General features: G+C 40.3%; 25 protein-coding genes. 14 read left to right on the forward strand and 11 right to left on the reverse strand.

Going from position 1 to position 26,633, the window contains the following annotated elements; genetic code table 11:
- Window positions 1-42: 42 nt before the first annotated feature.
- Window positions 43-750 carry a tetratricopeptide repeat protein gene (locus RYH73_RS00335; RefSeq protein WP_335311255.1) on the forward strand — a complete coding sequence of 236 codons (708 nt, stop codon included), beginning with the start codon at window positions 43-45 and terminating at the stop codon, window positions 748-750.
- Between the two features lie 130 nt (window positions 751-880).
- A protein-coding gene (gene prfB / locus RYH73_RS00340; RefSeq protein ID WP_335311256.1) for a peptide chain release factor 2 occupies window positions 881-1,967 on the forward strand; the annotation gives its coding sequence in 2 pieces (ribosomal slippage) (window positions 881-940 and window positions 942-1,967; 1,086 coding nt in all).
- Here prfB and dcd read toward each other — a convergent pair.
- Window positions 1,964-2,500, reverse strand: coding sequence for a dCTP deaminase (gene dcd, locus RYH73_RS00345; protein WP_335311257.1), 537 nt, complete (start codon window positions 2,498-2,500; stop codon window positions 1,964-1,966). The two genes, prfB and dcd, sit on opposite strands and share 4 nt — an antisense overlap.
- A 223-nt stretch (window positions 2,501-2,723) precedes the next feature.
- Between dcd and RYH73_RS00350 the strand changes: the two genes are divergently transcribed.
- Complete coding sequence (locus RYH73_RS00350; RefSeq protein WP_335311258.1) at window positions 2,724-3,368, forward strand: 4'-phosphopantetheinyl transferase family protein; 645 nt, start codon at window positions 2,724-2,726, stop codon at window positions 3,366-3,368.
- Window positions 3,369-3,414: 46 nt separating this feature from the next.
- On the opposite strand, the gene RYH73_RS00355 is transcribed toward RYH73_RS00350, so the two are convergent.
- Window positions 3,415-4,155, reverse strand: coding sequence for a LytR/AlgR family response regulator transcription factor (locus RYH73_RS00355; RefSeq protein ID WP_335311259.1), 741 nt, complete (start codon window positions 4,153-4,155; stop codon window positions 3,415-3,417).
- Between the two features lie 113 nt (window positions 4,156-4,268).
- On the reverse strand, window positions 4,269-5,291 hold the full coding sequence (locus RYH73_RS00360) for a sensor histidine kinase (protein WP_335311260.1): 1,023 nt from the start codon (window positions 5,289-5,291) through the stop codon (window positions 4,269-4,271).
- Between the two features lie 291 nt (window positions 5,292-5,582).
- Here RYH73_RS00360 and lipB point away from each other — a divergent pair, with 291 nt between their 5' ends.
- Entirely contained in the window at window positions 5,583-6,284 is a 702-nt protein-coding gene (gene lipB / locus RYH73_RS00365) for a lipoyl(octanoyl) transferase LipB (protein WP_335311261.1), read from the forward strand.
- A gap of 11 nt (window positions 6,285-6,295) precedes the next feature.
- On the opposite strand, the gene RYH73_RS00370 is transcribed toward lipB, so the two are convergent.
- Window positions 6,296-6,922 (reverse strand): DUF6266 family protein, encoded by a 627-nt coding sequence (locus RYH73_RS00370; RefSeq protein ID WP_335311262.1) that lies wholly within the window; start codon window positions 6,920-6,922, stop codon window positions 6,296-6,298.
- Window positions 6,923-7,172: 250 nt separating this feature from the next.
- The gene (locus RYH73_RS00375) at window positions 7,173-8,600 is read right to left on the reverse strand and encodes an L-serine ammonia-lyase (RefSeq protein WP_335311263.1); all 1,428 of its coding nucleotides are present in this window, start codon (window positions 8,598-8,600) and stop codon (window positions 7,173-7,175) included.
- A gap of 333 nt (window positions 8,601-8,933) precedes the next feature.
- Between RYH73_RS00375 and RYH73_RS00380 the strand changes: the two genes are divergently transcribed.
- Together RYH73_RS00380 and RYH73_RS00385 are read left to right on the forward strand one after the other, a co-directional pair.
- On the forward strand, window positions 8,934-9,413 hold the full coding sequence (locus RYH73_RS00380) for a DUF5684 domain-containing protein (RefSeq protein WP_335311264.1): 480 nt from the start codon (window positions 8,934-8,936) through the stop codon (window positions 9,411-9,413).
- 2 nt (window positions 9,414-9,415) lie between these two features.
- Window positions 9,416-9,829, forward strand: coding sequence for a DUF2752 domain-containing protein (locus tag RYH73_RS00385; protein ID WP_335311265.1), 414 nt, complete (start codon window positions 9,416-9,418; stop codon window positions 9,827-9,829).
- Window positions 9,830-9,840: 11 nt separating this feature from the next.
- On the opposite strand, the gene RYH73_RS00390 is transcribed toward RYH73_RS00385, so the two are convergent.
- Window positions 9,841-10,575: an RDD family protein gene (locus RYH73_RS00390; protein ID WP_335311266.1), complete on the reverse strand. Its 735-nt coding sequence runs from the start codon at window positions 10,573-10,575 to the stop codon at window positions 9,841-9,843.
- Window positions 10,576-10,668: 93 nt separating this feature from the next.
- Here RYH73_RS00390 and RYH73_RS00395 point away from each other — a divergent pair, with 93 nt between their 5' ends.
- The 7 genes from RYH73_RS00395 to RYH73_RS00425 all read left to right on the forward strand — a co-directional run bounded on the left by RYH73_RS00395 (window position 10,669) and on the right by RYH73_RS00425 (window position 18,488).
- On the forward strand, window positions 10,669-11,616 hold the full coding sequence (locus RYH73_RS00395; RefSeq protein WP_335311267.1) for a stage II sporulation protein M: 948 nt from the start codon (window positions 10,669-10,671) through the stop codon (window positions 11,614-11,616).
- The gene (locus tag RYH73_RS00400) at window positions 11,613-12,512 is read left to right on the forward strand and encodes a glycerophosphoryl diester phosphodiesterase membrane domain-containing protein (RefSeq protein WP_335311268.1); all 900 of its coding nucleotides are present in this window, start codon (window positions 11,613-11,615) and stop codon (window positions 12,510-12,512) included. Before RYH73_RS00395 ends, RYH73_RS00400 begins: the two co-directional genes overlap by 4 nt.
- 10 nt (window positions 12,513-12,522) lie before the next feature.
- Window positions 12,523-13,251 carry a DUF4129 domain-containing protein gene (locus RYH73_RS00405; protein ID WP_335311269.1) on the forward strand — a complete coding sequence of 243 codons (729 nt, stop codon included), beginning with the start codon at window positions 12,523-12,525 and terminating at the stop codon, window positions 13,249-13,251.
- A gap of 9 nt (window positions 13,252-13,260) precedes the next feature.
- On the forward strand, window positions 13,261-14,472 hold the full coding sequence (locus RYH73_RS00410; RefSeq protein ID WP_335311270.1) for a DUF4350 domain-containing protein: 1,212 nt from the start codon (window positions 13,261-13,263) through the stop codon (window positions 14,470-14,472).
- Window positions 14,436-15,413 carry an AAA family ATPase gene (locus tag RYH73_RS00415; protein WP_335311271.1) on the forward strand — a complete coding sequence of 326 codons (978 nt, stop codon included), beginning with the start codon at window positions 14,436-14,438 and terminating at the stop codon, window positions 15,411-15,413. Before RYH73_RS00410 ends, RYH73_RS00415 begins: the two co-directional genes overlap by 37 nt.
- Before the next feature lie 59 nt (window positions 15,414-15,472).
- On the forward strand, window positions 15,473-16,813 hold the full coding sequence (locus RYH73_RS00420) for a DUF58 domain-containing protein (protein ID WP_335311272.1): 1,341 nt from the start codon (window positions 15,473-15,475) through the stop codon (window positions 16,811-16,813).
- A 154-nt stretch (window positions 16,814-16,967) separates the two neighbouring features.
- The gene (locus tag RYH73_RS00425) at window positions 16,968-18,488 is read left to right on the forward strand and encodes a GH3 auxin-responsive promoter family protein (protein WP_335311273.1); all 1,521 of its coding nucleotides are present in this window, start codon (window positions 16,968-16,970) and stop codon (window positions 18,486-18,488) included.
- Window positions 18,489-18,504: 16 nt separating this feature from the next.
- On the opposite strand, the gene lptB is transcribed toward RYH73_RS00425, so the two are convergent.
- A complete protein-coding gene (gene lptB / locus RYH73_RS00430) occupies window positions 18,505-19,242 on the reverse strand; it encodes an LPS export ABC transporter ATP-binding protein (protein WP_335311274.1) in 738 nt (245 codons plus the stop codon).
- A 57-nt stretch (window positions 19,243-19,299) separates the two neighbouring features.
- Window positions 19,300-21,000 (reverse strand): single-stranded-DNA-specific exonuclease RecJ, encoded by a 1,701-nt coding sequence (recJ, locus tag RYH73_RS00435; RefSeq protein ID WP_335311275.1) that lies wholly within the window; start codon window positions 20,998-21,000, stop codon window positions 19,300-19,302.
- A 290-nt stretch (window positions 21,001-21,290) separates the two neighbouring features.
- Here recJ and RYH73_RS00440 point away from each other — a divergent pair, with 290 nt between their 5' ends.
- The gene (locus RYH73_RS00440) at window positions 21,291-22,067 is read left to right on the forward strand and encodes an MBL fold metallo-hydrolase (protein WP_335311276.1); all 777 of its coding nucleotides are present in this window, start codon (window positions 21,291-21,293) and stop codon (window positions 22,065-22,067) included.
- Window positions 22,068-22,154: 87 nt separating this feature from the next.
- Here the strand turns inward: RYH73_RS00440 and RYH73_RS00445 are convergent, their stop codons facing one another.
- From RYH73_RS00445 to RYH73_RS00455, 3 genes are all read right to left on the reverse strand, one after another.
- Window positions 22,155-23,303, reverse strand: a complete 1,149-nt coding sequence (locus RYH73_RS00445) for a DUF4998 domain-containing protein (RefSeq protein ID WP_335311277.1) — start codon at window positions 23,301-23,303, stop codon at window positions 22,155-22,157.
- Window positions 23,304-23,389: 86 nt separating this feature from the next.
- Entirely contained in the window at window positions 23,390-24,601 is a 1,212-nt protein-coding gene (locus RYH73_RS00450; RefSeq protein ID WP_335311278.1) for a DUF5000 domain-containing lipoprotein, read from the reverse strand.
- Window positions 24,602-24,630: 29 nt separating this feature from the next.
- On the reverse strand, window positions 24,631-26,577 hold the full coding sequence (locus RYH73_RS00455; RefSeq protein WP_335311279.1) for a RagB/SusD family nutrient uptake outer membrane protein: 1,947 nt from the start codon (window positions 26,575-26,577) through the stop codon (window positions 24,631-24,633).
- Between the last annotated feature and the right edge of the window lie 56 nt (window positions 26,578-26,633).

Here is a 26,633-nt window from a genome sequence, read left to right on the forward strand (position 1 = left end):
AAAGCGGATTAAGGTATCAACCATCTTAAAAACGTATTCGAGATGACTGATGTAAATTATGACAATATTGAGCGCTACCTATCTGGAAGTATGACGGATAAGGAGCGTCATCATTTCGAGGCCGAGCTTGACGAAAACGAAGACTTGGCTCAGGAACTTCATTTTTACATGTATGTGAATCAAAGCATCTCGGAATGCCTATACCACACCCCCATTGAAGAACTGACATTCGGCAAGGCTAAAAATAAGGATCAGCTGGATCTGGGAAGAATAAAATGGATCGCCTTAATCGGCATTGGTATTATTTTTGGCGCCATGCTTTTCTGGTCGCCCTGGAAGATTTATAGGCAGATCGACGCGTCAGCGGTACAAATGGGCACCGTCAATACAGAGGGATTGCCTGTTGGTAATAAATATGCCGACATTATCCAACTTTTTAATGACGGCAAATATGAAGAAGTCTTACCTCTTTTAAATAGTGCATTAACGGAACAACCGAATGATCTTTACATTCGATATTATAGAGGTCTTACCTTTTTAAATCTGAAATATTTGGGCTCCGCTCGTCGTGATTTATTGAAGATCTACACCGAAAATACCCCACAAATGTATGATGCTGCCTATTATATTGCGCTATCTTATTTAGAAGAACAGGATGATTATAAGGAAAGTGCACGCAATTGGCTTGATAAAATCCCCTTGGATGCACCTATTCATTCGAAAGCCGAAGCACTTCGAAAATTGTTGTAACGAACATTATCCGAATACTAACAACGAACAACCAGTAACCAATAACGAGTAACTAATAACCGTCAACGGACAACACGCAACCGGCAACTAATAACGCGCAACTGGCAACTAAAATTACTACCTTTGCCTTATGACGAAAGAAAACATTCAGGAATTAAGGGATAGAGCAGCTTCCCTGAGGAGGCATCTTTGACATCGATGCAAAACAAAAGGAAATAAACCAAGAACAGGAAATAACCTTAAAACCGACTTTTTGGGATCAGCCAAAAGAAGCGGAAAAAGTATTGCAATCGATCAAGAGTAAAAAAGTTTGGACAGATAGTTTTGACGAGTTAGCACAGTCCATTGACGATGCTGCTGTTATGTTCGATTTTTACCAAAGCGGTGATGCCAATGAACAGGAAGCCGATGAACTTTTTCAAGAAGCATTGAAACATGTTGAAGAACTTGAATTCAAGAATATGCTCAGTGCAGAAGAAGATCAATTAACGGCCATTTTGCAAATTACGGCCGGTGCCGGGGGTACAGAAAGCTGTGATTGGGCAGCCATGTTGATGCGTATGTATATCATGTGGGGAGAGAAAAATGGCTATAAAGTTACAGAGCAAGACTTCTTAGAGGGTGATGTCGCCGGCGTAAAATCAGTTACTCTTCAGTTCGATGGCAGTTTTGCCTACGGGTATTTGAAGGGAGAGAATGGCGTACACCGTTTAGTGCGAATTTCTCCGTTTGATTCAAATGCGAAACGACATACCTCCTTTGCGTCCGTATACGTTTACCCACTTGTTGATGATACCATTGAAATTGAAGTAAAGGATGCAGATATTGAATGGGACACCTTCCGTTCGGGCGGTGCAGGTGGACAGAACGTGAATAAGGTAGAAACGGCAGTAAGGTTACACCATAAACCTTCAGGAATTGTCATTAAGAATCAGGAATCCCGTTCTCAGCTTCAAAATAAGGATAATGCCATGCGTCTTTTAAAATCGCAACTTTATGAAATTGAAATGCGTAAACGCATGGAAACAACGGCCGCTATCGAGGGTAGTAAGAAAAAAATAGAATGGGGTTCCCAGATCCGTAATTATGTCTTACATCCGTATAAATTAGTAAAAGATTTAAGAACCAATCACGAAACATCGAATACCCAAGCCGTATTAGACGGAGAGTTGGATGAGTTTTTGAAATCGTATTTAATGGAATTTGGCGGAAGTTAGAATTCATTTTTCCACATCATGGATTCCACGGGCCGCGTTGTCTTTCTATTGTACTTCGCGTTACCCTTTGTATGATACATGGTGTGGACATCTCCTTCTACTGCAAAATAAATCAATTGTCCAATTGGCATGCCGGCATATACACGAACAGGTTGTGCCACAGAAATCTCGAGTGTCCAGGTATTACAAAAACCTACATCGCCTTTTCCTGCGGTTGCGTGGATATCAATACCTAAGCGACCTGTACTGCTCTTACCCTCCAAAAAAGGGACGTGATTATGTGTTTCTGTATACTCCAGCGTAACGCCTAAATATAAGGTATCGGGTTCGAGAACATAGCCCGATTTTGGGATTTCGAAGTGCAAGATCTCATTATGAAGTTTTGCGTCCAGCACTCGATCCTTATAAGTAGCCAAATATTTACCTAAATGTACATCATAAGAATTTGTACCCAAGCATTCTCGCTTAAAGGGTTCAATAATAATCGTACCTTTATCAATTTCCTCTAAAATCCTTTTGTCTGAAAGTATCATCGTGCTTTTTTCTGCGAGGTACAAACTTAAGGAATAATTAGCCAATTTGTAAATGAGTTGTGTTGTTAAATCGTTAAATAGTTGAGTTGTTAAGTAGTTGAGAAGTATTATACCCTTATGAACGTTATTACGAATAAACCAACAGCGAATAACCAGTAACTCATAACTGGCAACTCGTAACGCATAACTAATAACTATTAACAAAAAATTACTACTTTTATTTATGGGTTTAGTATATCTCAAGGAAGTTGATCCGCATACACGTTTTGCCATCTGGCAAATTGAAGAAACAGCGGAAGAACTATTGGCAAAATTACAGCTAAACAGAAGCGAAAAAGCCTTTCTGGAGCGACTTAATAAAGGAAGAAGGACGTTAAACTGGTTAGGTACGCGCGTATTGCTCCGTAAGATGCTGGATACTCCAGGTTACATTGATTGTCCATCCGACGAAAACGGTAAACCTTATTTAGTTAATTTTCCACATAGGATATCACTCAGCCATTCTTTCGATTATGCTGCGTGTATGCTCAGTACACGCTATGAAGTCGGAATTGACATGGAACTGGTCAAACCCAAAATCGAAGTGATTGCCAAAAAATTCATGCGCGCCGAAGAATTGGCGCAATTACAGCCGGACCATCAATACATAGAACAACTATTAACCTGTTGGACCGCGAAAGAAGCCGTCTACAAACTACAGGGCAAAAAGGGTGTATCATTCAAGGACAACATCTACGTTGAACCCTTCACTTACCAAGATCAAGGCGGTAATATTACCGCTCATTTACAAGGTCCGCATCAGCAGGCAACTTATACTGTCTACTATGAGCGTTTTCGGGAGTTTATGCTGGGTTATGTGATGGGTTAGTGGCGGCGTCATTCTCAATGCAACCATAAACCCCAATTTATTATTTCTAAAAAAGTTCCTTAAAATGTGGTTTCAACCGCTCCCAGTATGTATTTCCAATTACTATTTTTTCTGCATTAGGCAAAATAGTTTCGATGCGCATATCCTGAATCGAGCGAATCGCATTTTTTCTAACGATACAAGAACGGCTAACCCGTAAGAATTTAGGTAGGCATAAGATGTTTTCCAAGCGAGCCATTGTAATATGTACTAGAACTTTACGGTCTGGCAAAAATATTTCCATATAATCTTTTAGTGCTTTCACCATCACCACTTCGTCTAAAGGAAAACGCACCAGTTTCTTCCCTTCTTTCGCCCAAATATAATTATCGTCTATACCATCGCTCTCCTGCCTTTTAATATCTTGAATTGTATTTGCCGCATCTTGTTTTAGCTTAAAAAGCTCAAAACATCTGCTTACAGCTTTGACGAATCGATCAAAAGGGATGGGCTTTAATAAATAATCGGTTATATCGAGATCAAAACCATCTATTGCATATTCGGGGTAAGCTGTTGTAAAAATAATTTGGCAGTGACATCCACGAAAAGTTTTGAGCATTTCAACACCAGTCATCTCTGGCATTTGAATATCTAAAAAAATCAGATCGGGTTCAAGTCTTTGCATATCAGTTAATGCTTCTATAGCATTATCATACTTACCTAAAAGCTCCAAGAAAGGAATACGATTGACAAATTTCTCAATTATGTCTTGTGCCATAGGTTCATCATCAACAATGAATACTTTCATGAATCTTCGTTTGGGTTAATAGCAATATGATCATTTTTTTAAATAGCAGCACTATTCACCTGAATACCATTCTTAAAGAAATTCTTCACTGTACTTTTCAGTAAGCGGCGGAATTAGTGCAAATTATAATTATTTTGGTCATTTTTTAATTTTAAAGTTAAAACGACGTCATAATGATCAGCGGCCTCCTTTAAACTCAAGTCATAATATTCTTGATATTCCAAATCCAAGCGACGTTTCACATTCACTAAGCCTAAACCTCCAGCTCGCCGTTGATGACTTGAAGAATCTAAGCTGTTGGAAACAGAAAATGTCACAACATGATCTTCTTCCTTCAAAACAATATTTACCCACGAGGATGCAATACTTGCGTTCACGCCGTGTTTGAAAGCATTTTCTACGAAGTTTACAAGAATAAGCGGTGTTACTTTTAAGTCAGGATGTTCTACCGCAGCAAAATCATAACGGATCGCAACCTTGCTTTCTTTATGACGCATTTTCTCTAAACTAATATAGTCTGTTAAAAATTTAATTTCATCCTTTAAAGTGATTGCGCCTTTCATACTATCGTACAGCGAAAACCGCAATAGATCAGCGAGCTTCAATATTGACTGGCTTGCACGTTCATTGTCAATCACTTCTCCATAAATATTATTTAGCGTATTAAATAGGAAATGAGGTTGAATTTGCGAACGAAGAAAGTTGAGTTCCATCTTATTTTTCTCTTCCAAAAGAAGCATTTTTTCTCGCATTGATGTAAAATAATTCAGCACAAGTTTTAACGAAAAAGTAATGGTATTATTAAGAACTACAACGGTATAAACCCAGATAAATGCCTTGTACGTAAATATATCAAAAGGACTTGAAAGTTGGTATCGCTGGCTTTGCGTCTCAAAAAAGGGGTTGTCTGGAAATAAGATAGTCAACCATTTTAGCGGCTTAACCGTAAAAACAACTGAGAAAATATAGAGTAAAAACAGGTGTAGAACAACCTGAAACCACCTACCCTTATTCAGTTGCGGAAGTGTTTTACTTACAAAAAAATAGTGATTGCCAATTGTAACCAACGTAACGATTATTCCATAAAGCACAGTAGGTGGAGAAAAAACATCATTGCCAAATAATAGCCTGGACATATTTAGGAAAAAAACGAAAATTAACATTCAGAATAAAATGTGCACTAGAATTCGCGTTCGAATATTTCTATAAATTGAATAGCTTATTTCTTCTGGCATATCTTTTAGAATACGATCATGATAATGAGGAGTAGCTTAATCTTCATTCCCTCTGCAAAATAAGCAAATCAATTGATTTTAATTTTTTCTGCTAAGAAGATAAGATCAAGTCCCTATACGATTCCATATATCAACATCTGTTTTTCCACAGTCATTTTTGTACCTTTGTATGTCTTTCACTGGCGAGGCATCATGAACAAACAAGTATTTTTCCAAGATTGGGGTAGGGTAGATTATCAGAAAGCGTGGGACCGGCAGGAGCATATTTTTGCGCAGATCGTTCAGCAAAAAACAGACAATCGGCTTAATAACACCACGAATGCTACCGACAATTATTTAATTTTTGTAGAGCATCCACATGTTTATACTTTAGGAAAAAGCGGTAAACCCGAGAATTTACTATTAGACGAACAGGGACTGCTCGACAAGCAAGCTAGCTATTATAAGATCAATCGTGGTGGGGATATCACCTATCATGGCCCCGGTCAACTCGTTGGTTATCCTATTTTGGATCTCGATAACTTTTTTACTGACATTCATTTATACATGCGTACCATCGAAGAAGCCGTGATTCGTACGCTGGCAGATTATGGTCTTGATGCGGGTAGGTATCCAGGCTATACCGGTGTCTGGCTGGATCCCGATAATGAAAGAGCCCGAAAAATCTGTGCGATTGGTGTTAGGGCAAGCCGGTGGGTTACGATGCATGGCTTTGCGTTTAATGTCAATACGGATCTAAACTATTTCAACAATATTGTACCCTGCGGGATAGATGACAAGGCTGTTGCGTCTTTGCAGGGAGAACTGGGGAAGGAAATAGATCTAAAAGAGGTAAAAGAACGCTTAAGAAAACATTTTGCTGATCTATTTGGGATGGAGCTAATACATGTTTAACTTACCCTCCCTTAAATCACTCCGCAGTATACACTATCGGAAATTTCCTCTGTAAGAAGATTGCGAAAAGCGGCATAGACATGTATTGGTCCATTAGCAGAATGCAAATTCGACTGTTCCCAAACTTCCCGCTCTTCTTCCCTTTGCGCTCCTAGCTCTCTAAACTCGCGATACATGTTTGTATCATACAAAAATACCGTCAACCGATGATCTCCCCCAGATTTTGCTGACTCCCATTGTAACGTAATCTGATTTCCTTCTCGCAACACCGTGCATCGATGTGGCGGATCAACCGCTCCTTTGCTGATCAATACTTTCTCCGGATTAACAAAAGGCTCTCCCTCTGGATCGATATCGATCGCATATTTACGGGTATAGGATTGCGCTAGCTGAAAAGCTCCTACGCGACTTCCTTTCTCGACTTCTCTTCTGAAACCAAATTTTATGAAAGGCCTAATGGGCGCTAAAAAGTTCGAGACAACCTTCATCTTCTTTTGATTCAGTATTTCCAAGGGGCTGAAAGGTTTCCGTCGCTCCCCTACTGTACGAATTACATTTTGATCGCCCAATTGATAACCAATAATGGACCCCACTTTCCCACTGAATTTACCATTGATTCCATTTTTTGCTATTGCCATATTGTTTAGGTTAATAATATGCCATAATTAGTTTATACTTTCGTTATACCAAATATACCATAAGTAAAGCAAAAAACAAGCTTTTATCTAGCCTTCATAGTGGGTTAATCAAGCTTATACCTAGACTAACCCTTTGTCAACCCCCTGTTAACCCTTTGTTTGAACTACGTGAATAGTAAAGTATATACAGCTTTGGTATGGCCTTACTATACAGCAAAGAGATGCGCTGTGGCAAAAAAGATGCATGTTCCTAACACTCTGGCAAACTCAACGGAATATTGGTTGCTAAGCCTCCATCAGAAGTTTCTTTATATTTAACGTTCATATCCAAGGCCGTTTCCCACATGGTATGTACAACGCCATCCAAGCTTACCTTTGCTTTTTCAGGATTTGATTGCAACGCAAGCTGAGAAGCGGTGATTGCTTTAATTGCCCCCATTGTATTTCTTTCGATGCACGGAACTTGTACCAAGCCACCGATCGGATCACAAGTCAATCCTAAATGGTGTTCCATGGCAATTTCCGCTGCCATTAACACTTGACGTTGGGACCCGCCTAAGCATTCGGTTAAGGCTGCCGCTGCCATCGCCGAAGACACCCCTATTTCAGCTTGGCATCCACCCATTGCGGCCGATATAGTCGACCCTTTCTTGAAAATACTACCAATTTCAGATGCGGTTGCTATAAATTGAATGATCTTTTCTTCGCCAAAACCATTACAGAATGTTAAATAATATTGCAGAACAGCAGGAATTACACCGGCGGCACCATTTGTCGGTGCGGTAACGACACGACCGAAAGAGGCATTCTCTTCATTCACGGCCAAAGCAAAACAGCTGACCCAATCCAACGTATATTGAAATCCAGTCCCTCCTTCGCGAATCGCCTGCATCCATGTTTCAAAATCAGTATAGGTTCGTCCACTCAGTAATTTCTTATTTAGCTTGGCTGCCCGCCGCTCCACATTGAGTCCGCCCGGCAGCACCCCCGTGGTGTGACATCCCCGGTAAATACAATCCCGAATCGTATAAAAGATATTCAGAACTCCTTTATTCGTATCCTCTTCACTTCGCCAAGCATGCTCATTTTCCAATACGATTTCCGACACCTTAAGCCCCGTACGCATGCACCAAACTAATAAGTCCTTTGCATTCTGTATGGGAAAAGGCAAATCCACCTCTAAGGTGTCATCAACAGGCTGGTTTTCCTCTACTACAAAACCGCCACCGATAGAATAATAAGTTTCCGATCGAGCCGTTCCATCCTTAAAAAAAGCCTGAAGCGTCACCGCATTCGGATGATAAGGCAAGCTCTCTGTCATCAGGAAAAGCAAATCATCTTCATAATTAAAATTAATTGCGTGCGTCCCTGTTAAAAACAGTTGGCAATCCCGCTTAATCCGATCAACCGTAGGCTGAATTTGGCCAACGTCAAAAGTTACCGGATCGCCACCGCTCAAACCTAAAAGAATTGCTATATCAGTCCCGTGTCCTTTACCTGTTTTAGCTAGAGAGCCGTATAGTAGAATTTTGATACCTTCCGTTTCAGCGAGCACCTTATCGCGCTCAAGTTTACGGACAAATTTTTGCGCTGCACGCCAGGGACCAAGCGTGTGCGAACTTGAAGGGCCAACACCGATCTTGAAAATATCAAAAATAGAAATCTGTTCTTTATTCATATAAATAACGCACACGAAGTTAAGCGTAATAATTGTGATTTCCTTATTCGTTCGCGTGTACGGAATTGATATTGTTTTAAAAATTTTAACTATCGGAAAACATTTTGCAGGTTTTATCAGTTGCTTATTTTATATTTGTTTATTATAAGCCAAAAAAATTGATAATAGACAAAATTTTCAAGATCGTTAATTTGTTATTGGAAGCAATAAGCAATCGATAAACAGCCATATTTTTCATCTTATATCATATTAAAAGGAGATGGAGTTTGCATGAACTATTCAAATCCTTTTCAAACAAAAGTTCATGCAGGTTTCACTTAAATTACGAATCATATGAACAATTACGATTACAACGATTCAGTCGGTTCCGGTGTATTTGCAGCTATGGGTATTGGTACAACACTTGTTTCTCTTGCGCTCAGCATTTTAGCGATTGCCGGTTTATGGAAAATGTTTGAGAAAGCGGGTAAACCGGGTTGGGCGGCGATCATTCCTGTTTATAATCTCATCGTTATGCTTGAGATTGTGGGAAAACCCATTTGGTGGATATTTTTCTTTCTCATCCCCTGTGTAAACTTCGTGGTGATTATTTGGGTACTTAATCTGCTTATGAAAAGTTTTGGAAAGGACTCTGTTTATACTGTATTGGCGTTTTTCTTCTCGTTTATTATTTTTCCAATGATCGGCTTTGGAAGCGACCGTTATTTGGGTCCCTCCGCTGCTGAAGCAAAAGGTGGTAACTCTTTTGATCAATTCAAAAATTACAAGAATCCATTTGACGATCCGAATACGCCTAAAGACCCGACAGCTTAAACATGGCCTGTTCTCTTGTTCTTTCTATTTTCAGTAGCCAGTTGCTAACAGACTGGCTACAACATCATCTTCTTCCCTGTCCTTTTAAATGGCTAACGGGCGTCGATTGTCCTGGTTGTGGCTTTCAGCGGGCATTTTTATTATTACTTCGAGGAGAATGGAAGGCTAGCATTGCACAATACCCACCCACAATCCCCCTGCTCCTGCTGGGTATATTTTTCTTAGTAAAGAAAAGCTATTTCAACAAGGGCAATTCTTCAATAAGCGGCTTTTCACAAAAAAAACGCCATAATCTCCATACTTATTCGCGCTCCTTCTATGGGGCAAACGCGCAGGAAAATCTCACAACGGTTTTGTCTTGTCTGGTCGGTTTCTTAATCATTGTGGCCTATGTTAACAAGATGTTGTTAAGTTAATCGCGACACCCTTAGTCGACCCGAGAAGTAAGGTATGCATAATCCTGAACAATTTGCTTCAAAAACTCCCATTCATTCATCTCTTTCGGTATATTCACATGTAAGACCTCCTTTGCCTTCATCGCCATCTTATACACCAGCATATTATTACCCGATTTATTGAAATTGGCCAAGACATCATGAATAAGTGCAATATCTTGATCGGCAAGATTTGCCACCTCCGGAAAAAGCGGATTATATTCTTCTTCGCGAGGAGCTTGGAAGACCAAGGCATCCAACTGGGTTCGAGGGACAGTTTTTATCAGTGTTGTACCCGCAACAATATCACCTATACGTTGCTTGTTTTCAGACACTGCCACGCAAATCAGCCCCCCTATTTGCATGGTTAATGTAAAGTCGATAAACCGAAACAACCATCGAAGAAAATACTGGCCTAAGCTCGGTTGATAGCCGTCCAGGCTGATCACCTTGATTTTTAACATTCGCTTTCCAACACTTTGTCCGTTAAAGAGTGTTTCGCATAGCAGATCATAAAATACAAATAATAAACCATACAAAATCAAAAGTATGAGATAACCGCCGTTACCAAAAACCAGTCCTAAGGACGAAACTATCAGTATAAATAGCAGATAAATAAGAAAGAAAAAGGCCAAGTCAATGATTCTGGCCGCTATTCTCTCTCCCACGCCGGCTACATCATAGTCAATTGATACATTTTGAGAAGTAATTACGTTTACATGATTCATCAAAACGAATTTAGTGAAATCTAACGAGATGGAAGCGCATGATTTTTATTATCTTTATTTCCATTCAGAATTGACATTAATTTACCAGCACCTATGCGAGAGGCACTGTTCGTTAAGCAAAATAGCGCAAAATGGGAAAGCTATGAAAAAATAAGCACAAGCCATCCGGATGAGTTAGCCGCGCGCTTTATCGAAATCACCGACGATCTCGCCTATGCCAAAACCTTCTATCCAAAGTCTAAAACAACCGCTTATCTTAACGGATTGGCTGCTCGTCTCCATCAATCACTCTACATCAATAAAAAAGAAAAAGCAAGTCGTTTTATAAGCTTTTGGAAAATTGAGCTGCCCATTATTTTTTATCAGTATCGTAACCAGCTAATCTATTCCGCGATATTTTTTCTGTTCTTTGCGTTTATTGGTGCTTTTTCCGCGGCAAACGATGAAACGTTTGTACGACTTGTTTTAGGGGACGATTATGTCAATATGACAAATGCCAATATTGATAAAGGAGATCCCTTTGGCGTTTATAAACAGCAGGACCCATTCATGATGTTTTTGATGATTGCTTTGAACAATATCCGTGTGTCCTGCCTTGCCTTTCTCCTTGGCATTTTATGCTCCGTTGGAACCGTTGTGCTACTCATGTATAATGGCATTATGCTGGGTTCTTTTCAATATTATTTTTTCAGCAAAGGCCTGGGCCTTGAATCGGTACTTGTAATCTGGATACACGGCACGTTGGAAATATCAGCTATTGTTTTAGCCGGAGCCGCAGGCTTGCTATTAGGGAACAGTTTATTGTTTCCAAAAACCCATAGCAGACTGCGGTCTTTCAAACGCGGAGCGAAGGATGGCCTAAAGATTGTTATTGGACTGATTCCGATATTTATTATCGCTGCTTTGTTGGAATCTTTTGTTACCAGACATACCGCTATGCCCTTATGGCTGAGTAGTGCTATATTAATGGCATCTTTCTTCTTTATCATTTGGTATGTAGCAATTTATCCACGCAAATTTTCTAAACTTGTGTCATTATGAATGAAGAACCAATTGAATTAAGACGGGTAAGGGATTTCAGTGAAACAATGAATGATAGCTTTGGCTTTATCAAGCAGCATTTCAAAAATCTATTTAAACCCCTTTTATATCTGGGTGGTTTTTTCATTGTTGCAACCATAGCGAGCAGCGTAGCGCAACAAATGAAAACGATTAAACTGATGGGCTTGGCGAAAGCTGCATCTTCGACCGTTTTCGCCGAAAACATGACAGGGTATACGTTCGGGGTATCCTACTTTCTTTTACTATTATTTAGTGTTTTATCCGTTAGCGTCGTTTATTTGGTGACCTATTGTTATATAAGGCTCTATAAAGAACAGCCGCGTATGATCCCATCCCTACAGGCGATTTGGAATTTATTTAAGCGTCATATTATATCCTTTTTTATCGCAACCCTTTTATTGAGCATATTTGCCGTCATTGGTTTCCTATTTTGTCTAATTCCCGGCTTTTACTTAATCCCCATCATTAGCCTTACCTTGCCCATTATGATTATGGAAGACAAAGGATTGTTTGAGGCCCTATCCCGGAGTATACAATTAGTGAAAGATCATTGGTGGAAAACGTTTGGGTTGCTATTTTTAGCCTCCGTTATTGCCTACTTTAGCATGGGGATATTAAGTCTTCCGTCTGCACTACTGAGTATCGGGGCCCTATTTATTGAAAATTCTCCAGGTTTAGTTCTTTCCGGAAGTATCTTCGGTTCGATTTTGACCGGTTTAGCCCAGTTATTCTATGTTTTGCCGGCCATCGTGAGTGCTATTTGGTATTTCAGTCTGTCGGAAGAAAAAGATGGATTAAGCCTGATGGAACGGATAGATACTTTTGGAAGCGGAGGAACAAGATCAAGCGATCATTGGCCAGAAGAGGAATATTAAATCATAGTCGATGTACCGTATTTATTTTGTTTTATTAAGCATATTGTTTTTCGGATGGCCTACACGAGCTGCTAGCGTAGATTCTACCTTATCGGAAAAAGACAAAGCACAACGAGTACAGATTGATACCGCTAAGCTCATCCTACGTTCATTCGATACTGCCAGGTTAGCGCAGTACAAAAAAGATACTGCCTTTGATTACGAAGAAGAATTGGCTCCGGTTGGGTGGTGGCAGCATTTTAAACAATGGTTTTACGAATTATTAAATCGTATTTTTTCGAACCGCCAATCAGGACCTGCCTTTAAATGGCTGCTCATTATACTGGGTAGTACCGCCCTTCTATTCCTTATTTATAAAATAGCAGGCATGGATATCCTACAGGTATTTGGAAGAAGGAACCGGCTAAGCACGACTGCGATGGCTGAAGAAGAAAACATCCATTACATCGATTTTGAGCGAGAAGTCGGAATGGCGATCGAGAAAAAAAATTTCCGTCAGGCGGTTCGGTTGCTATACCTTCAATTGCTAAAAGAATTAACCGATCGGGCGTTGATCGACTGGCAACCTGGAAAAACGAATAGGATTTACGTGCAAGAATTGGGAGAAAAGCCATTTAGTGCCGATTTTCGAAACTTAACGGGCTTATTCGAGCAAGCTTGGTATGGCGCTTTTCCGGTAAGAGAAAATGACTTTTTCGATTTTAAAAAGGATTATGTAAAGTTAAAAGATCTCATTTAGTGAACAGCCATGAAAGATCTTAAATTATATCTTTTTTTAGCATTTTCTTTATTAGGCGTCTATTTATTCATTGAATATAACCGGCCGGCCCCTGTTAATTGGTCCCCAACATACCAGCGGACTGATAAGATCCCTTTTGGAACTTACATAAGCTATCGTGAACTACCGCAGCTTTTTAAGGGCGGTATATCCAGTAGTCGGCAATCCCTTGATGAAACACTTTCCAAAGCTGACGGATCCAATTTACTCATCGTTGCACCAAAGATTTCCATAGGCAAAGACGATTACCAAAAGCTGCGCAGGCATATAGAGCAAGGAAACGACGTTTTTCTGGCAGCGAGTGATTTCAATCAAAGCCTTTTAGATTCACTCCACTTACAAATCCATATGCGAGACCTTCTTTTCGCAAAAGACAGTCTCCAATTTCATTTTGTAAATAAGCAATTAAACCCCGACCATTACTTTCGGTTTAGCAGGGGAATTGCTCCACAATATTTCAGTAAGATCGATACACTGAACGCAATTATTTTGGGAACCAACAATAAAAATGAGGCTAACTTTTTACGTTATACAATCGGGAAGGGTTCTCTTTACGTATTGGCATCCCCTGATTTTTTCACCAATTACGTATTATTAGCGGCCGATGGTGCATCATATACCGCCAAGGCACTTTCATACCTCAATCCGGATCGACCGCTGATCTATGATGAATATCAATTACTCGGCATGCCGGGTGAACGATCTCTCTTACGCTTTATTTTCAGCAATCCCTCGCTCAAATGGTCTTATTACATCATGCTCGGTTGCCTCGTCCTCTTTGTTTTATTCGAAATTAAACGACGCCAGCGAATTATTCCACCGGAAGACCCTATGACAAACACCAGTGTAGAATTTGTCAAGGTAGTAAGTGGTGTTTATTTTGGCCAGCATGACAACAACGATATTATAAACAAAAAAGCTCAATATTTTTTTCATTTTATCCGCACGTATTATCGGCTTAAAACAAGCGATTTAAACAAAGAATTTAGCGACTTGCTTATCGAACGCTCAGGTGTGGCACCTGATATTATCCATAAGATCTTAGGCTATATAGAGACGGTTCATTTAGGGAAACCGTTAGGCGACCTGGAATTAATCGATTTCAACAATTACATGGAACAGTTTTACGAACAATCCAATATATTATGGAACAAGAATTTTTCGAACAACGCACTGATTTAGGTGAATTACATCAAGCGGTTCAGCGCATTAAAGAATCCATTGGCGAAGTCATCGTCGGACAGCACAAGCTTGTTGAATTTTTAATTGCCGGAATTTTGGCCGACGGCCATTTATTGATTGAAGGGGTGCCCGGCATTGCGAAGACCTTGACCGCCAAATTAATATCGAAATGTATTGATGCCAAGTTTAGTCGCATCCAATTTACCCCCGACCTCATGCCTTCGGATGTATTGGGCACTTCGATATTTAACCCGAAAAACACAGATTTTGAATTCAAAAAAGGTCCGATATTCGGAAACATTATTCTAGCAGATGAGATTAACCGAGCCCCTGCGAAGACACAATCGGCATTATTTGAAGTGATGGAAGAACGTCAGGCGACCTTAGACGGCGTTACGCATCCGATGGACGACCCCTTTATTGTACTCGCGACCCAGAACCCAATAGAGCAAGAAGGCACTTACCGCCTACCGGAAGCGCAACTCGATCGATTTTTATTTAAAATCGAAGTCGGCTATCCCTCCTTAATAGAAGAAACGGAACTTTTAATACGGCATCATCAAGCCGATTCAGCAGAAAAGATTCAAAACATACGAGCCGTGCTTAGCACCGACCAGATTAAGTCGCTACGCAATACCGTAAGGAAGTTACATGTGGAAGATAAACTCATTGAGTTTGTCGCGAAGATCGTCTATCAGACAAGGAACCATAAATCTTTATTTTTAGGAGCTTCCCCTCGGGCATCATTGGCTATTATCAGCGGGGCAAAGGCCATGGCTGCCATGAATAACCGCGATTTTGTTACGCCAGATGATATTATAAGCGTTACACCTGCCGTATTGCGCCATCGGGTAATTTTAACCCCTGATCGGGAAATGGAAGGCATAAGCCCGGATGAGGTTATTAGTCAACTTATTAAAAACATAGAAGTCCCGAGATAGGGTTCGGTTTTAAGGTACAGAATGGTTTAAGGCAGGTGATGCGCAATAAACTGAAAGCCATGATTCGATTATTTTATATAGACTTGTTTCTGGGTAAGCGATTTTTTGTCGCATGGGGAATAAGCGCATTTTTGTTTTTACTTGCTTATTTTTTTCCTTGGTTCGGTATTATACCGCAACTTTTCGCATTAACATCACTTTTTATTCTAGTAGCGGATATTGTTTTATTATATGCAACAACTAAAGTGGGGGTCAAAACAAGTCGAAATGCACCTACCCGATTAAGCAACAGTGACGTCAATGATATTTGGATTACAAGCGAGAATCATTATCCCTTTGTTGTGCGGATAGGTATTATCGATGAAATACCTTATCAATTCCAAAAACGGGATATTTGGTTTGAACAAACCATAGGAGCGAAGGAACGACGCAGCTTTTCTTACCCATTACGTCCCGTTAAACGAGGTTTATACGCCTTCGGTAAATTACGGACCTTTGTACAGTCGCCCATTGGTTTTATACAACGTAGATTCAATGAAGATGTAGCAATCGATATACCTGTTTATCCTTCTTTTCTTCAAATGCGCAAGTACGAAGTGCTAGCCATTTCCAACAGGTTAACGGACTATGGTTTGAAGAAAATTCGCCGTTTAGGTCATAGCATGGAATTCGAACAAATAAAGACCTACGTCCCCGGCGACGATTATCGTACCCTAAACTGGAAAGCCTCAGCGCGCCAGGGCAGTTTAATGGTGAATTCCTATATTGATGAACGCTCACAGCATATCTACTGTATCATTGATAAGTCACGAGCGATGAAAATGCCATTTCACGGCTTAAGTTTATTGGACTATGCCATTAATGCGAGCTTGGTACTGTCCAATATTGCGCTCAAAAAAGAGGATAAAACCGGGCTTATCACCTTTTCCGAACAAATCGGAACCGTACTTTCTGCAGATCGACGTCCAACACAGCTCAATTACATTATGGAAGCTTTGTATAAGGAAAAAACACGTTATTTAGAAAGCAATTTAGAGGCTTTATATGTGACGGTGAGACGGACGCTAAAGCAGCGAAGTTTGGTGATCCTATTTACAAATTTTGAAAGCATATCTGCACTGAACCGCCAACTCCCCTATTTAAAAAAAATTGCCAAATATCATTTACTAGTGGTAATATTCTTTGAAAATATTGAATTGAAAAGCTTAAGTCAGAAAAAAGCGCAAGATGTTGAAGGCATTTATCTGAAAACAATTGCGGAAAAGTTTATCTACGAGAAAAAACTGATTGTGCGGGAACTAGCGAGACATGGTATACAATCCGTGTTGACATCCCCTGAACTTCTAACGATCAACACCATTAACAAATATTTAGAGATTAAGGCCCGGCAAGGAATTTGACAACTAACGATGAATGAGTTGAGTAACGAATTTAGCTCACAACTGACAACTCGCAACGCATAACTAATAACTGACAACGCACAACTGGCAACTAATAACGAATAAATTTATTATTTTAGTCGCTAAAACCAAGAAGAGGTCCTAGTATAAGAAAATGGCAATTGTCAATTCAATTATTAATTGGATAATGAAAAAGCGAATCCATCAGATTGAACTTTTCATGAAATATCCTCATGAAGTTCAGGAAGAATGGTTCCAAAGCCTGATTACTACAGCACAAGCAACAGTGTGGGGTAAAAAGTTCGGATATGAATCGATTTGCAATCTAGAGACTTTTAAAGACCGTGTACCTATCCAGGATTATAACAGCTTAAAGCCTTACATCGATCGAATGATTGCCGGCGAGCAAAATTTATTGTGGCCCTCGGATATTAAGTGGTTTGCTAAATCTTCGGGCACAACTGCTGATCGAAGTAAATTTATACCGGTAAGTGAAGAAGCGTTGGAGGATTGTCACTTTCAGGGCGGTAAAGATCTTCTTTCTATTTATTGCCATAACAGACCAGATGCCAAAGTTTTTACCGGAAAAGGAATTGTGTTGGGAGGCAGCCATAAAATAAATCAATTAGGTAATGGCGAATCCAGTTCAGGTGATTTGTCGGCTATTCTTATACGAAACCTACCGTTCTGGGCAGAAATGTATAGAATACCCGATCTGGAAACAACACTTAACCCTAATTTTGAAGAGAAAATTGAGCGGGTAGCTAATTTAGTTATCCATGAAAATGTTACCAATTTATCAGGTGTTCCTACGTGGAATGTGGTATTGGCAAAGCGGGTTCTTGAATTGACAGGGAAAGATAATCTTCTTGAAATATGGCCTAACTTGGAATTGTACCTGCACGGTGGGGTGAGCTTTAAACCCTACAAAGAGCAGTTTATGCAGCTCATCCCCTCTGATAATATGTATTATTTGGAAAACTATAATGCTTCAGAAGGTTATTTTGGTATTCAAGATCAGTCTGATTCGGAAGATTTGCTATTGATGCTCGACTACGGCGTTTACTACGAATTTCTCCCCGTTGAAAATTTGCAAGACGAACACCCACAGACTTATACGCTTGATCAAGTGGAACTTGGGAAAAATTATGCCTTGATTATTTCAACCAACGCAGGTTTATGGCGATATATGATCGGAGATACGATCAAGTTTACTACGTTACACCCTTACCGTATACAAATTACAGGCCGAACAAAGCAATATATCAATACATTTGGCGAGGAATTAATTGTCGATAATGCTGATAATGGCATTGGAGAAGCCTGTAAGGTGACGCATGCTATTGTGCGTGATTATACAGCAGGCCCGGTTTATTTTTATAACAACGAAGCCGGCGCTCATGAATGGATTATAGAATTTGAAAGAGAGCCAGATGATTTCAGTAAATTTAAACAGGTATTGGATGAAAAGCTTAGGGAAGTGAATTCTGATTATGATGCTAAACGCTTCAAGAATATGGCTCTGAAAGAACCGATTATTCATATGGCCCCTTCGGGTACCTTTTACCGGTGGATGAAGAACCGTGATAAATTGGGCGGACAAAATAAGGTGCCACGACTGGCAAACGATCGTGATTACCTCGATAGTATATTACCTTTATTGAGTAAAAGCTAACTCATTAACCACTCACCTATCCCAGTTTCTTCCTTCTCAACTCAAAATGTCTTCCCAAATAATAAGTCCGAGCCATTTCGTTGACTGCAATTTCTTCAGGCGTGCCGGTTAGCATAATTTTTCCTTCGGTCAGTAAATAGGCTCGATCCGTAATCGATAAAGTTTCCTGTACATTATGATCGGTTATCAAAATACCAATATTTCGATGTTTCAGTTTGTGCACGATGGTCTGGATCTCTTCCACCGCAATTGGGTCGACCCCTGCAAAGGGCTCGTCCAATAAAATAAAGTGAGGACTAGCCGCTAAGGCACGGGCAATCTCCGTACGTCGACGCTCTCCACCTGAAAGCAAATCCCCTCTATTTTTTCTGACTTTATGTAAGCTAAACTCGTTGATCAGTTCTTCTAGCTTTTCCTTTCTGATCGTTTTATCCTTATGATGTATTTCCAGCACTGCCATGATGTTATCCTCGACAGAAAGCTTTCGGAAAACCGATGCCTCTTGTGCCAAATAGCCAATTCCCTTTTGAGCTCTGCGATACATCGGATCTTCAGTAATGTCGTCATCTTCTAGAAAAACATGACCTTCATTCGGTTTGATCAAACCGACAATCATATAAAACGACGTGGTTTTACCAGCGCCATTTGGCCCCAACAATCCAACAATCTCTCCTTGTTCGACATGAAAAGACACATCATTCACAACGGTCCGTTGTTTATATTTTTTTACCAGGTGCTCTGCTTTTAAAATCATATATCAGCTATTAGCTTTTAGTCGTCAACAGTTAGCTTAAAGCGTACAGCTTATAACCTATGTCAACTTAATCCCCTTTAAATTCAACTGAATATTTTTCTTATCGCGCCATACATTTTCTTCGACGGAAAAACAAGCGGTAAAAGGTATTCCTTTGTTAATCGAGGAAATATATTCTCCCAAACCGAATCCAATACAATCAAATGCCGGGGCCCCTTCTTGTGTAATATACATTTTTAAGTGGTTCGCACCTACCAATTGTGCCGGTCCGACAGAATATACATTTTTTGCGATAAAAATCGGCGCATTATTTTCAGGCCCGAAAGGAGCAAATTGTTGTAAAACCCGAAAAAATTTGGGAGTAATATCTGTTAGATGAATTTTTGAATCGATGGAAATCTCCGGCTCCAATAATTCAGGAGTAATGCTCTGTGCAACCACCTTTTCAAATTTCGATTGCAATGCAGGTACATTTTCAGCTTTCATTGTCAATCCTGCTGCATATTTATGTCCACCGAACTGTTCGAGCAGATCGCTGCATTCGGCCAACGCTTCATATAAGTCGAACCCCGCTACGGACCTAGCGGATCCCGCTACGTGACCGTTCGACTTCGTAAGCACAATGGTTGGTCGGTAATATTTTTCTGTTAATCGGGAAGCCACGATACCAATCACTCCTTTATGCCAATCTTCCTGATAAACAACCGTTGTCTTACGCTTAACAAGCGTTTCACTTTTCTGGATAATTTCTAAGGCTTCTGCGGTAATACGTGCATCAAAATCTTTGCGTTGCATGTTTTGCACATCGATCAATCCGCAGCAGTTTTTCGCTTCCTCTAAGCTTTTTGAGATCAAGAGCTTGACGGCATCTTTCGCGTGATCTATTCTACCTGCCGCATTAATCCGTGGACCGATTTGAAAAATAACGTCCGTTAAATTCATATCTCCCGCCTTTGTGGAGAGATCAACCAGGGCTCTTAGTCCAAAGCTTGGATTATTGTTCAATTTTTTTAATCCATGATAAGCCAGTATCCTATTCTCTCCCGTTATGGGGACGATATCGGAGGCAATACTTACGGCAACCAGATCAAGATATTGAAAAACTTCTGCTTCCTCCAATTCATTGGTTCTTGCAAAAGCGTGAATAATTTTGAAAGCAATCCCACAACCCGAGAGTTCCTTATAAGGATAACTGCAATCCTTCCGTTTTGGATCTAAAACTGCGGTTGCTTTAGGTAATTCATTGCCCGGTGTGTGATGATCCCCGATAATAAAATCAATACCCTTGGTGGCTGCATAGTCAATCTTATCGACCGATTTAATGCCACAATCCAATGCAATGATAAGTGAATAGCTATTTTCAGCCGCGTAATCGATTCCTTGGTTGGAAATGCCATAACCTTCTTTATAGCGATCAGGGATATAATATCCGATATGATTATAAAAGCGTTTTAAAAAGCTGTAGAGCACGGAGACGGCTGTTGTACCATCAACATCGTAATCCCCATAGATTAAGATGTTCTCTTTCATACCGATTGCTTTTTCAATACGTCGAATAGCAACGTCCATGTCTTTCATTAGAAAGGGGTCATGGAGATCATTAAGTGAGGGTCTAAAAAATTTCCGTGCCTGTTCAAAATCGGGGACGTTGCGCTGCGCCAGTAATCTTGCCAAGACCTTATGTATATTAAGAGCCTTTGATAAGGAAGTAACGATATCTGTATCAACTATATTTCTTTCAACCCACCTTTTTTGCATATACTTTTACCTATTAAAACATCTCCCCAAGGCTAATAAGCGCGTGAAGGACACCGCAGCAATTTGAACACTTGCGAAAAAAAACCATTTTATCTAAGTTTGCGCTTATCAAGGGGTAAATATACGCTTTTTAGTTTTACGTTCTAAGTTGTACGTTATACGTTTATTTGTAGATGGCTAAAGTAGTTAAATAAGCTACTCATAAAAGACCTGTGCGAGAGGCAGATCATTTTACCATTCCTCGGAAGGTACACATTTTTACTTTTTAATTTTACTTTTTAATTATTCGCATGCAAGCATTCTCCTTATACGAAGGTTCCTATTCGGTTGATAACAGTAAGAAATTTATACCTTTTGATCCGTCAATAGACGATCCAAAAGAACGAAAGGGTTCATTGTTCATTCACATTCACCCTTTTCTCCTGAAAACCAATAAAGATTTGATTCTTGTGGATACCGGATTAGGTTATCTTGATGAGCACAAACAGCTCGTATTGCATCATAATATTAGAGAAGCCGGATTTGACCCGCGCGATGTATCGTTTGTTTTGATGTCACATTTACATCAAGACCATGCCGGTGGAATGGTTTTTGAAAATCAGGGCAAATTGCAACTTGCATTTCCAGAGGCAGAATATATTGTTTCACGTGGAGAGTGGGAAACAGGGTACAGCGGCAAGTCAACTTCCTACAAAACCGCGGCTTTTGATGTTCTTCAGCGTAGCGGAAATTTACAGTTGGTGGAAGGCAATGGACAGATCAATGAAGCCATAAGTTATGAACATAGTGGGGGGCATACCGAATTTCATCAGGTCTTTCATATAAGTGAGGAAGGCAAGCATTACTTTTTCGGAGGAGACGAGCTCCCTGAACCCGAACAGCTACTTCGAAAATTTGTTGCCAAATACGATTTTGACGGCAAGAAAGCCATGCATCTTCGAGAGGAATATGCCTCAAGAGCCACTCAAGGAGATTGGATCTGCCTTTTTTATCATTCAACAGGGGCTCCATTTGGTAAGGTAGGTAAGCAAGGTGAAAATATAACAGTTAAGCCAGTAAGTTCTTAAACGCTTCACTGTAAATGGATTTAAATGACCTGTTGGCTTATCCAAATAGGCAAACCAACAGGCAATAGGCAGTCAAAACATGCGGGTTTAGTAATAATAACTACCGACTTCTGCTAAACCAGGTTGTCGCTGTGCATCATGACCAGACCGTGGTATTAGCTTAAAGTATCTGAATGATTTTTGTTGCTTCAAGTCTATATATTGATATTCACGATCAATCGCTGCTAAGCTAAAAAAGCCAATGCTCTCCCAAGATTCATTATTATTACTAATTTGTATTTCCAATTCGCTGATCTTCCGGTCGCCATTTTTTTGAGCAAAGAAAAAACCATCCACATCCCTTGTTTCACCCATATCCACGGTGATCCAATGATCAGGATAATCCGTAGGATTAGAAGAATACCGTGTAATCCAGGATGTAGTGACATCTCCATCGATCAGTCGATCTGCTAATCGATTATTATTGGGTTCTTCTGAACTGGCAGCAACGATCGACCAAGATTCCTTCGGATGGAGTATTCGCTCTGTTGTGATATAGTCTACAGGATTGATGATTTGACGTGCTGCGTAAAATGTATCAATGGCTAAAGATGTTGGTTTATAAAGGGTGTGAAAGCTGAGTTCAGTCGTCGATTCAAATTGAGGAAGGAACGTTTCGTTAACATTGGAACCTGTAAAGATCCTAGCAGAATCTCCGGTATTTGTTATGTAAGAAATTACGGTACCCAACAAGCTCGAATCCGCTGATTCCGGAAACCAATTGACCGTTATACCTTCCTCCGTTTGCCTAATATTATCAACGATTCTATTGTTAAGATTTGCACTATAAATCGCGCCATAACTTGTTCCGAGAACCTCCGTTCGCATCGATTGGTTACCTTCAGCATCAAAAGTACGGATATCAAAGGTATACGTTCCTTCCTCTATTTCCGGTATAAGTACCGTTTTATTCTTAGCTATTTCATCAGGTGCTATGTTTGCATCAAAAACATGCTTATCACCCCATCTAATCTGCATACGTACGACCCTTGGATCTGTGCTGATTAAACTCCGAATTGCGCCACGGTTATATCCTGACAGAAATACCACGGAGTCCACTCTGCCAGGATAGGCTTTTTCGGCATTATCTAAAAAATCTTTATAATGCTGATCAATTGGTGTACAACGTAAAAGGAGGCAGAAGATCATCAAACACCAAAAAGCCTGCATCGCTAATTTGTTATATTTTTTGTACATATTATTTCGTTTGAATTCTTTGGACATTATTTTAAATCATTATAGGTCATTTTACCCGATTTTTCAGCATGCTCCCTTCCCTTCGGTCAGTCTACTTTCGTTTCCCCATAGAACGTGAGTTCCGCCATGCTTACGTCCGAATTTCCACCCCAGGTTTCCAGTGTCTTCCAACGCCAATAACGAAAGGCTTGGCCTTCCATTTCTACATCAAATTCTTCTCCTGCGCGTGCATATGCCAGGTCATCCGCCGTTTGCTCACCCAAGGGCAAGCCCGACGGCTTTATAGAGCTGAAGGTGCCGATAAGTGTCCAGGAATCCCAACCACCATCACTTGTAGGTTCATTAGAACCCCAAAGCTCAAAACGTTGTGGATGATTAAAACGATATTCGTGGTTTCTTCTGGAATGCATCACAAACCTACTGAGTGTAGCTTTTACGCCCATATCAAAAGTAAAATGTTGCGGCATACCGGTACCAGGTCGGGTATGGAATATATTAGTTCCCCCATCAGCATCTGAAACACCGTTCCAAAGGGCATTTACGGTACCGAAACCAGCATGAGCGGTGTATTCATCCGTAGCTAAATTATAGGTCTTGAACAAAGATTTGTCCATCATCATCTCAAATATCGGAAGATAGGTACCCGTTAGGGTATCAGAACGATTGTTCCATCGATCCGTAATATAGACACCAAATGTTCGTTCTTCCGCAGGATATCCCCTCACATTTACTACGCCATTTGGAAGTCGAGTATAATGGTCTAAAGCCGGTTTCCATTCACCTCCATCATCTTTTGCCAGAATGTGGATAACAATGGGTGCTTCGGTTTCGTTTTCAAATTGTAAACGGATCCCACCAAAAGTTGACATCATATTGTTTTCTTTTCCCAGCAATTCCAGCGTTCTCAAATAGGGAGGAGTAAGCGTCGTCACGTTTAACGATGTCGGGTCTGATTCTATCTCTCCAACGCCCACCGCAATCAACTCAACCGGATACTCACCCGCCGTAGCAAAACCATCTACTGTAATTGTATTTTTATACAATGACGATTTATTTTCCCGTATACTTCCGTCACCTAACGTATATACTGCTTTCACATACCTTAGATCTTGACTGACCGGCAGATCGTAGGTAATAATAGCTCCACCGGCAATTGGTTGCACCTTATAAGCAGTGATTGCTTGTGGTTTATCCCCGCTTCTCAAAGGAGCAGGTTCCAGTGTATCTTTGCAGCCATTGAACAGGATGCATAAAAAAATACAGCCTATGTTTAACATATTTCTTATTAACTCTCTCATAAGATTTTTTTGTAGCTATTTTTCAGATTTTACCAATAGGGGGTTTGTAATAAGCGATTATTTCTCCGCAGCTCATTTAAGCTGATCGGCCAAAAATAGTCGCGCAGCGCAAATGTTCGATTAAATAAAACCGTTGGCCTGTAATAAGTTTGCGGCGTGGTTTGTCTAATATCCCAGCCATAAATGGGGGTATTTAATTCTGTTTGTGCCGCTTTCCATCTCCTTAAATCCCAAAATCGTTGAGATTCAAAAGCAAGTTCGATGGTACGTTCTCGATGAATAATCTGCCGCAAGCCCTCTTTTGTTGAAGGTTTACCCGGTAAATTGGAATAATTATTCCAAGAATCGACTACGCCTTCCAGACCGCTTCGCGCACGTATTTTATCAAGATAGGTATAGACTTCAGCAGTAGGTCCGTTAAACTCATTCAGCGCTTCGGCATATAGTAAATAAAGATTTGCTAAACGCATTATGGTAAATGGATAAGGATAGGTGGTATAGGCATTAGACTGTCCAATTGCGTTGAAATAGCTGACCAACTTCTTCGGCGTGTAACCCGTTCCGGAATAGCCTGTTGGGGAGTTCGTAGCAGCCGTATTACCCCCTGGTCTATAATTCGTCGGAAAGGCCTGTTGATCATCATTGTGATTACTCATAAAATACCGACCACCATCAAAAGACAGCGAGGCATAAAAGCGGTCTTCCCGATCAAAATGCATTTGTACGGTAGTATGCCCAGGCATTAAATTGTATTGATAAGGGGACTCACCTCCGGGAACTTCCCGGAGTTCAAAACGATTGGAATAGTTATATGTTTTATCTTCTTCAATCGGCACACCATGTTTACTATAGAACTTCAGTGCCATATTTAAGGTTGGCGCCATGAAACCACCCGTTGAGGTATTCGTAATTCTTGCAGGATCGATACTGCGCGGTGTAAAGGCTGATGCCTGCTGTGATTGTTGTGCAGAACTGCGATTATTGACCCAAATAAGCTCCGGGTTATTTTGTCTTTCGGTAATGGCCTGTCGCAAACTCATTTGCCGAATCGTACTTTCTTGGGGAGGGCTAGTCATATTAGACGTTGGGGTCCAGTGATACAATGCCCGTCCATGTCCTTCAGCAAATCGAATTGCCTCCGAACAAGCATCAGCTGCACGTTGCCATTTTTCGTTATCGAAGGCGCTATTAAACAATTGTTGCCCATCCGCATTTACATAGCTAGCATAATCGCCATTTCCATTGAAGAGCGGACTGGCTGCCGTCACCAAAATTTCCGCCTTCATCGCATAGGCGACTACTTTTGTAATCCGCCCATTTTCTTGTACAGCAAGGGTAACGTCATCCATCAGCGCAGGCAATGCCTCGTCGATTTTATCGATTAGGTAGGCAAAAACCTCGTCTACCGGCTGACGCTCAAAAACCACCTTTTCAGGGTCTTCAAAGGTAGGCGTATTAACATCCACTATGGGTATAGGGCCATACATGCGCAAAAGGTAATAGTGAAAATAGGCTTTAAGAAAAGTCACTTCGGCAGCCCATCGATTTTTTTCCTCCGCATCCATATCGGGAACGGATTGGATATTTTCCAGAAAAATATTGCATTCGCGAATACCTCGCCAAAGGGGCGTTGGATTATCTCCACTTTGATTATTACCATCCCAATAATTTAATAATGGACTATTTACATTTTGTGTTCCCAAAGCGATGTACCAATTCGGATAGTTTCCTTGGCTGTAATTAGTAGTTGAATTCAACCAAAATTCATCACCTGCCAACAATGCAGGATTTGCACCGAGATCAAAACCGCGAGGTATCCAGCTATAGCAGGTAAACAGAAATCGCTCAGCCATTGTTCGCATAGAGAATGCCTGCTCCAGTTCAGCCACATTATCGGGTACGATATCCATATACTTATTACAAGCTGGAAGTAACATTATACTCAATAAACATATCTTAATATAAAATCTTTTCATCCGTATATTTCGTTAAATGATCTATGTTCAATTTATTTCATATATAGTTGACAATA

Origin of the sequence: Olivibacter sp. CPCC 100613 (assembly GCF_036959255.1) — a bacterium.
Lineage (GTDB): Bacteria > Bacteroidota > Bacteroidia > Sphingobacteriales > Sphingobacteriaceae > Olivibacter.

Excerpts from the sequence above, each read along its gene's own strand:
- RYH73_RS00335 (WP_335311255.1), top strand. The coding sequence starts at position 43 with ATGACTGATGTAAATTATGACAATATTGAGCGCTACCTATCTGGAAGT.
- RYH73_RS00380 (WP_335311264.1), top strand. The coding sequence starts at position 8,934 with ATGAACAATTACGATTACAACGATTCAGTCGGTTCCGGTGTATTTGCA.
- RYH73_RS00420 (WP_335311272.1), top strand. The coding sequence starts at position 15,473 with ATGATTCGATTATTTTATATAGACTTGTTTCTGGGTAAGCGATTTTTT.
- RYH73_RS00445 (WP_335311277.1), bottom strand. The coding sequence starts at position 23,303 with ATGTACAAAAAATATAACAAATTAGCGATGCAGGCTTTTTGGTGTTTG.
- RYH73_RS00355 (WP_335311259.1), bottom strand. The coding sequence starts at position 4,155 with ATGAAAGTATTCATTGTTGATGATGAACCTATGGCACAAGACATAATT.
- lptB (WP_335311274.1), bottom strand. The coding sequence starts at position 19,242 with ATGATTTTAAAAGCAGAGCACCTGGTAAAAAAATATAAACAACGGACC.
- RYH73_RS00440 (WP_335311276.1), top strand. The coding sequence starts at position 21,291 with ATGCAAGCATTCTCCTTATACGAAGGTTCCTATTCGGTTGATAACAGT.
- lipB (WP_335311261.1), top strand. The coding sequence starts at position 5,583 with ATGAACAAACAAGTATTTTTCCAAGATTGGGGTAGGGTAGATTATCAG.
- recJ (WP_335311275.1), bottom strand. The coding sequence starts at position 21,000 with ATGCAAAAAAGGTGGGTTGAAAGAAATATAGTTGATACAGATATCGTT.
- RYH73_RS00395 (WP_335311267.1), top strand. The coding sequence starts at position 10,669 with ATGCGAGAGGCACTGTTCGTTAAGCAAAATAGCGCAAAATGGGAAAGC.
- RYH73_RS00405 (WP_335311269.1), top strand. The coding sequence starts at position 12,523 with ATGTACCGTATTTATTTTGTTTTATTAAGCATATTGTTTTTCGGATGG.
- RYH73_RS00385 (WP_335311265.1), top strand. The coding sequence starts at position 9,416 with ATGGCCTGTTCTCTTGTTCTTTCTATTTTCAGTAGCCAGTTGCTAACA.
- RYH73_RS00350 (WP_335311258.1), top strand. The coding sequence starts at position 2,724 with ATGGGTTTAGTATATCTCAAGGAAGTTGATCCGCATACACGTTTTGCC.
- RYH73_RS00375 (WP_335311263.1), bottom strand. The coding sequence starts at position 8,600 with ATGAATAAAGAACAGATTTCTATTTTTGATATTTTCAAGATCGGTGTT.
- dcd (WP_335311257.1), bottom strand. The coding sequence starts at position 2,500 with ATGATACTTTCAGACAAAAGGATTTTAGAGGAAATTGATAAAGGTACG.
- RYH73_RS00410 (WP_335311270.1), top strand. The coding sequence starts at position 13,261 with ATGAAAGATCTTAAATTATATCTTTTTTTAGCATTTTCTTTATTAGGC.
- RYH73_RS00450 (WP_335311278.1), bottom strand. The coding sequence starts at position 24,601 with ATGAGAGAGTTAATAAGAAATATGTTAAACATAGGCTGTATTTTTTTA.
- RYH73_RS00400 (WP_335311268.1), top strand. The coding sequence starts at position 11,613 with ATGAATGAAGAACCAATTGAATTAAGACGGGTAAGGGATTTCAGTGAA.
- RYH73_RS00390 (WP_335311266.1), bottom strand. The coding sequence starts at position 10,575 with ATGAATCATGTAAACGTAATTACTTCTCAAAATGTATCAATTGACTAT.
- RYH73_RS00360 (WP_335311260.1), bottom strand. The coding sequence starts at position 5,291 with ATGTCCAGGCTATTATTTGGCAATGATGTTTTTTCTCCACCTACTGTG.
- RYH73_RS00455 (WP_335311279.1), bottom strand. The coding sequence starts at position 26,577 with ATGAAAAGATTTTATATTAAGATATGTTTATTGAGTATAATGTTACTT.
- RYH73_RS00425 (WP_335311273.1), top strand. The coding sequence starts at position 16,968 with ATGGCAATTGTCAATTCAATTATTAATTGGATAATGAAAAAGCGAATC.
- RYH73_RS00370 (WP_335311262.1), bottom strand. The coding sequence starts at position 6,922 with ATGGCAATAGCAAAAAATGGAATCAATGGTAAATTCAGTGGGAAAGTG.
- RYH73_RS00415 (WP_335311271.1), top strand. The coding sequence starts at position 14,436 with ATGGAACAAGAATTTTTCGAACAACGCACTGATTTAGGTGAATTACAT.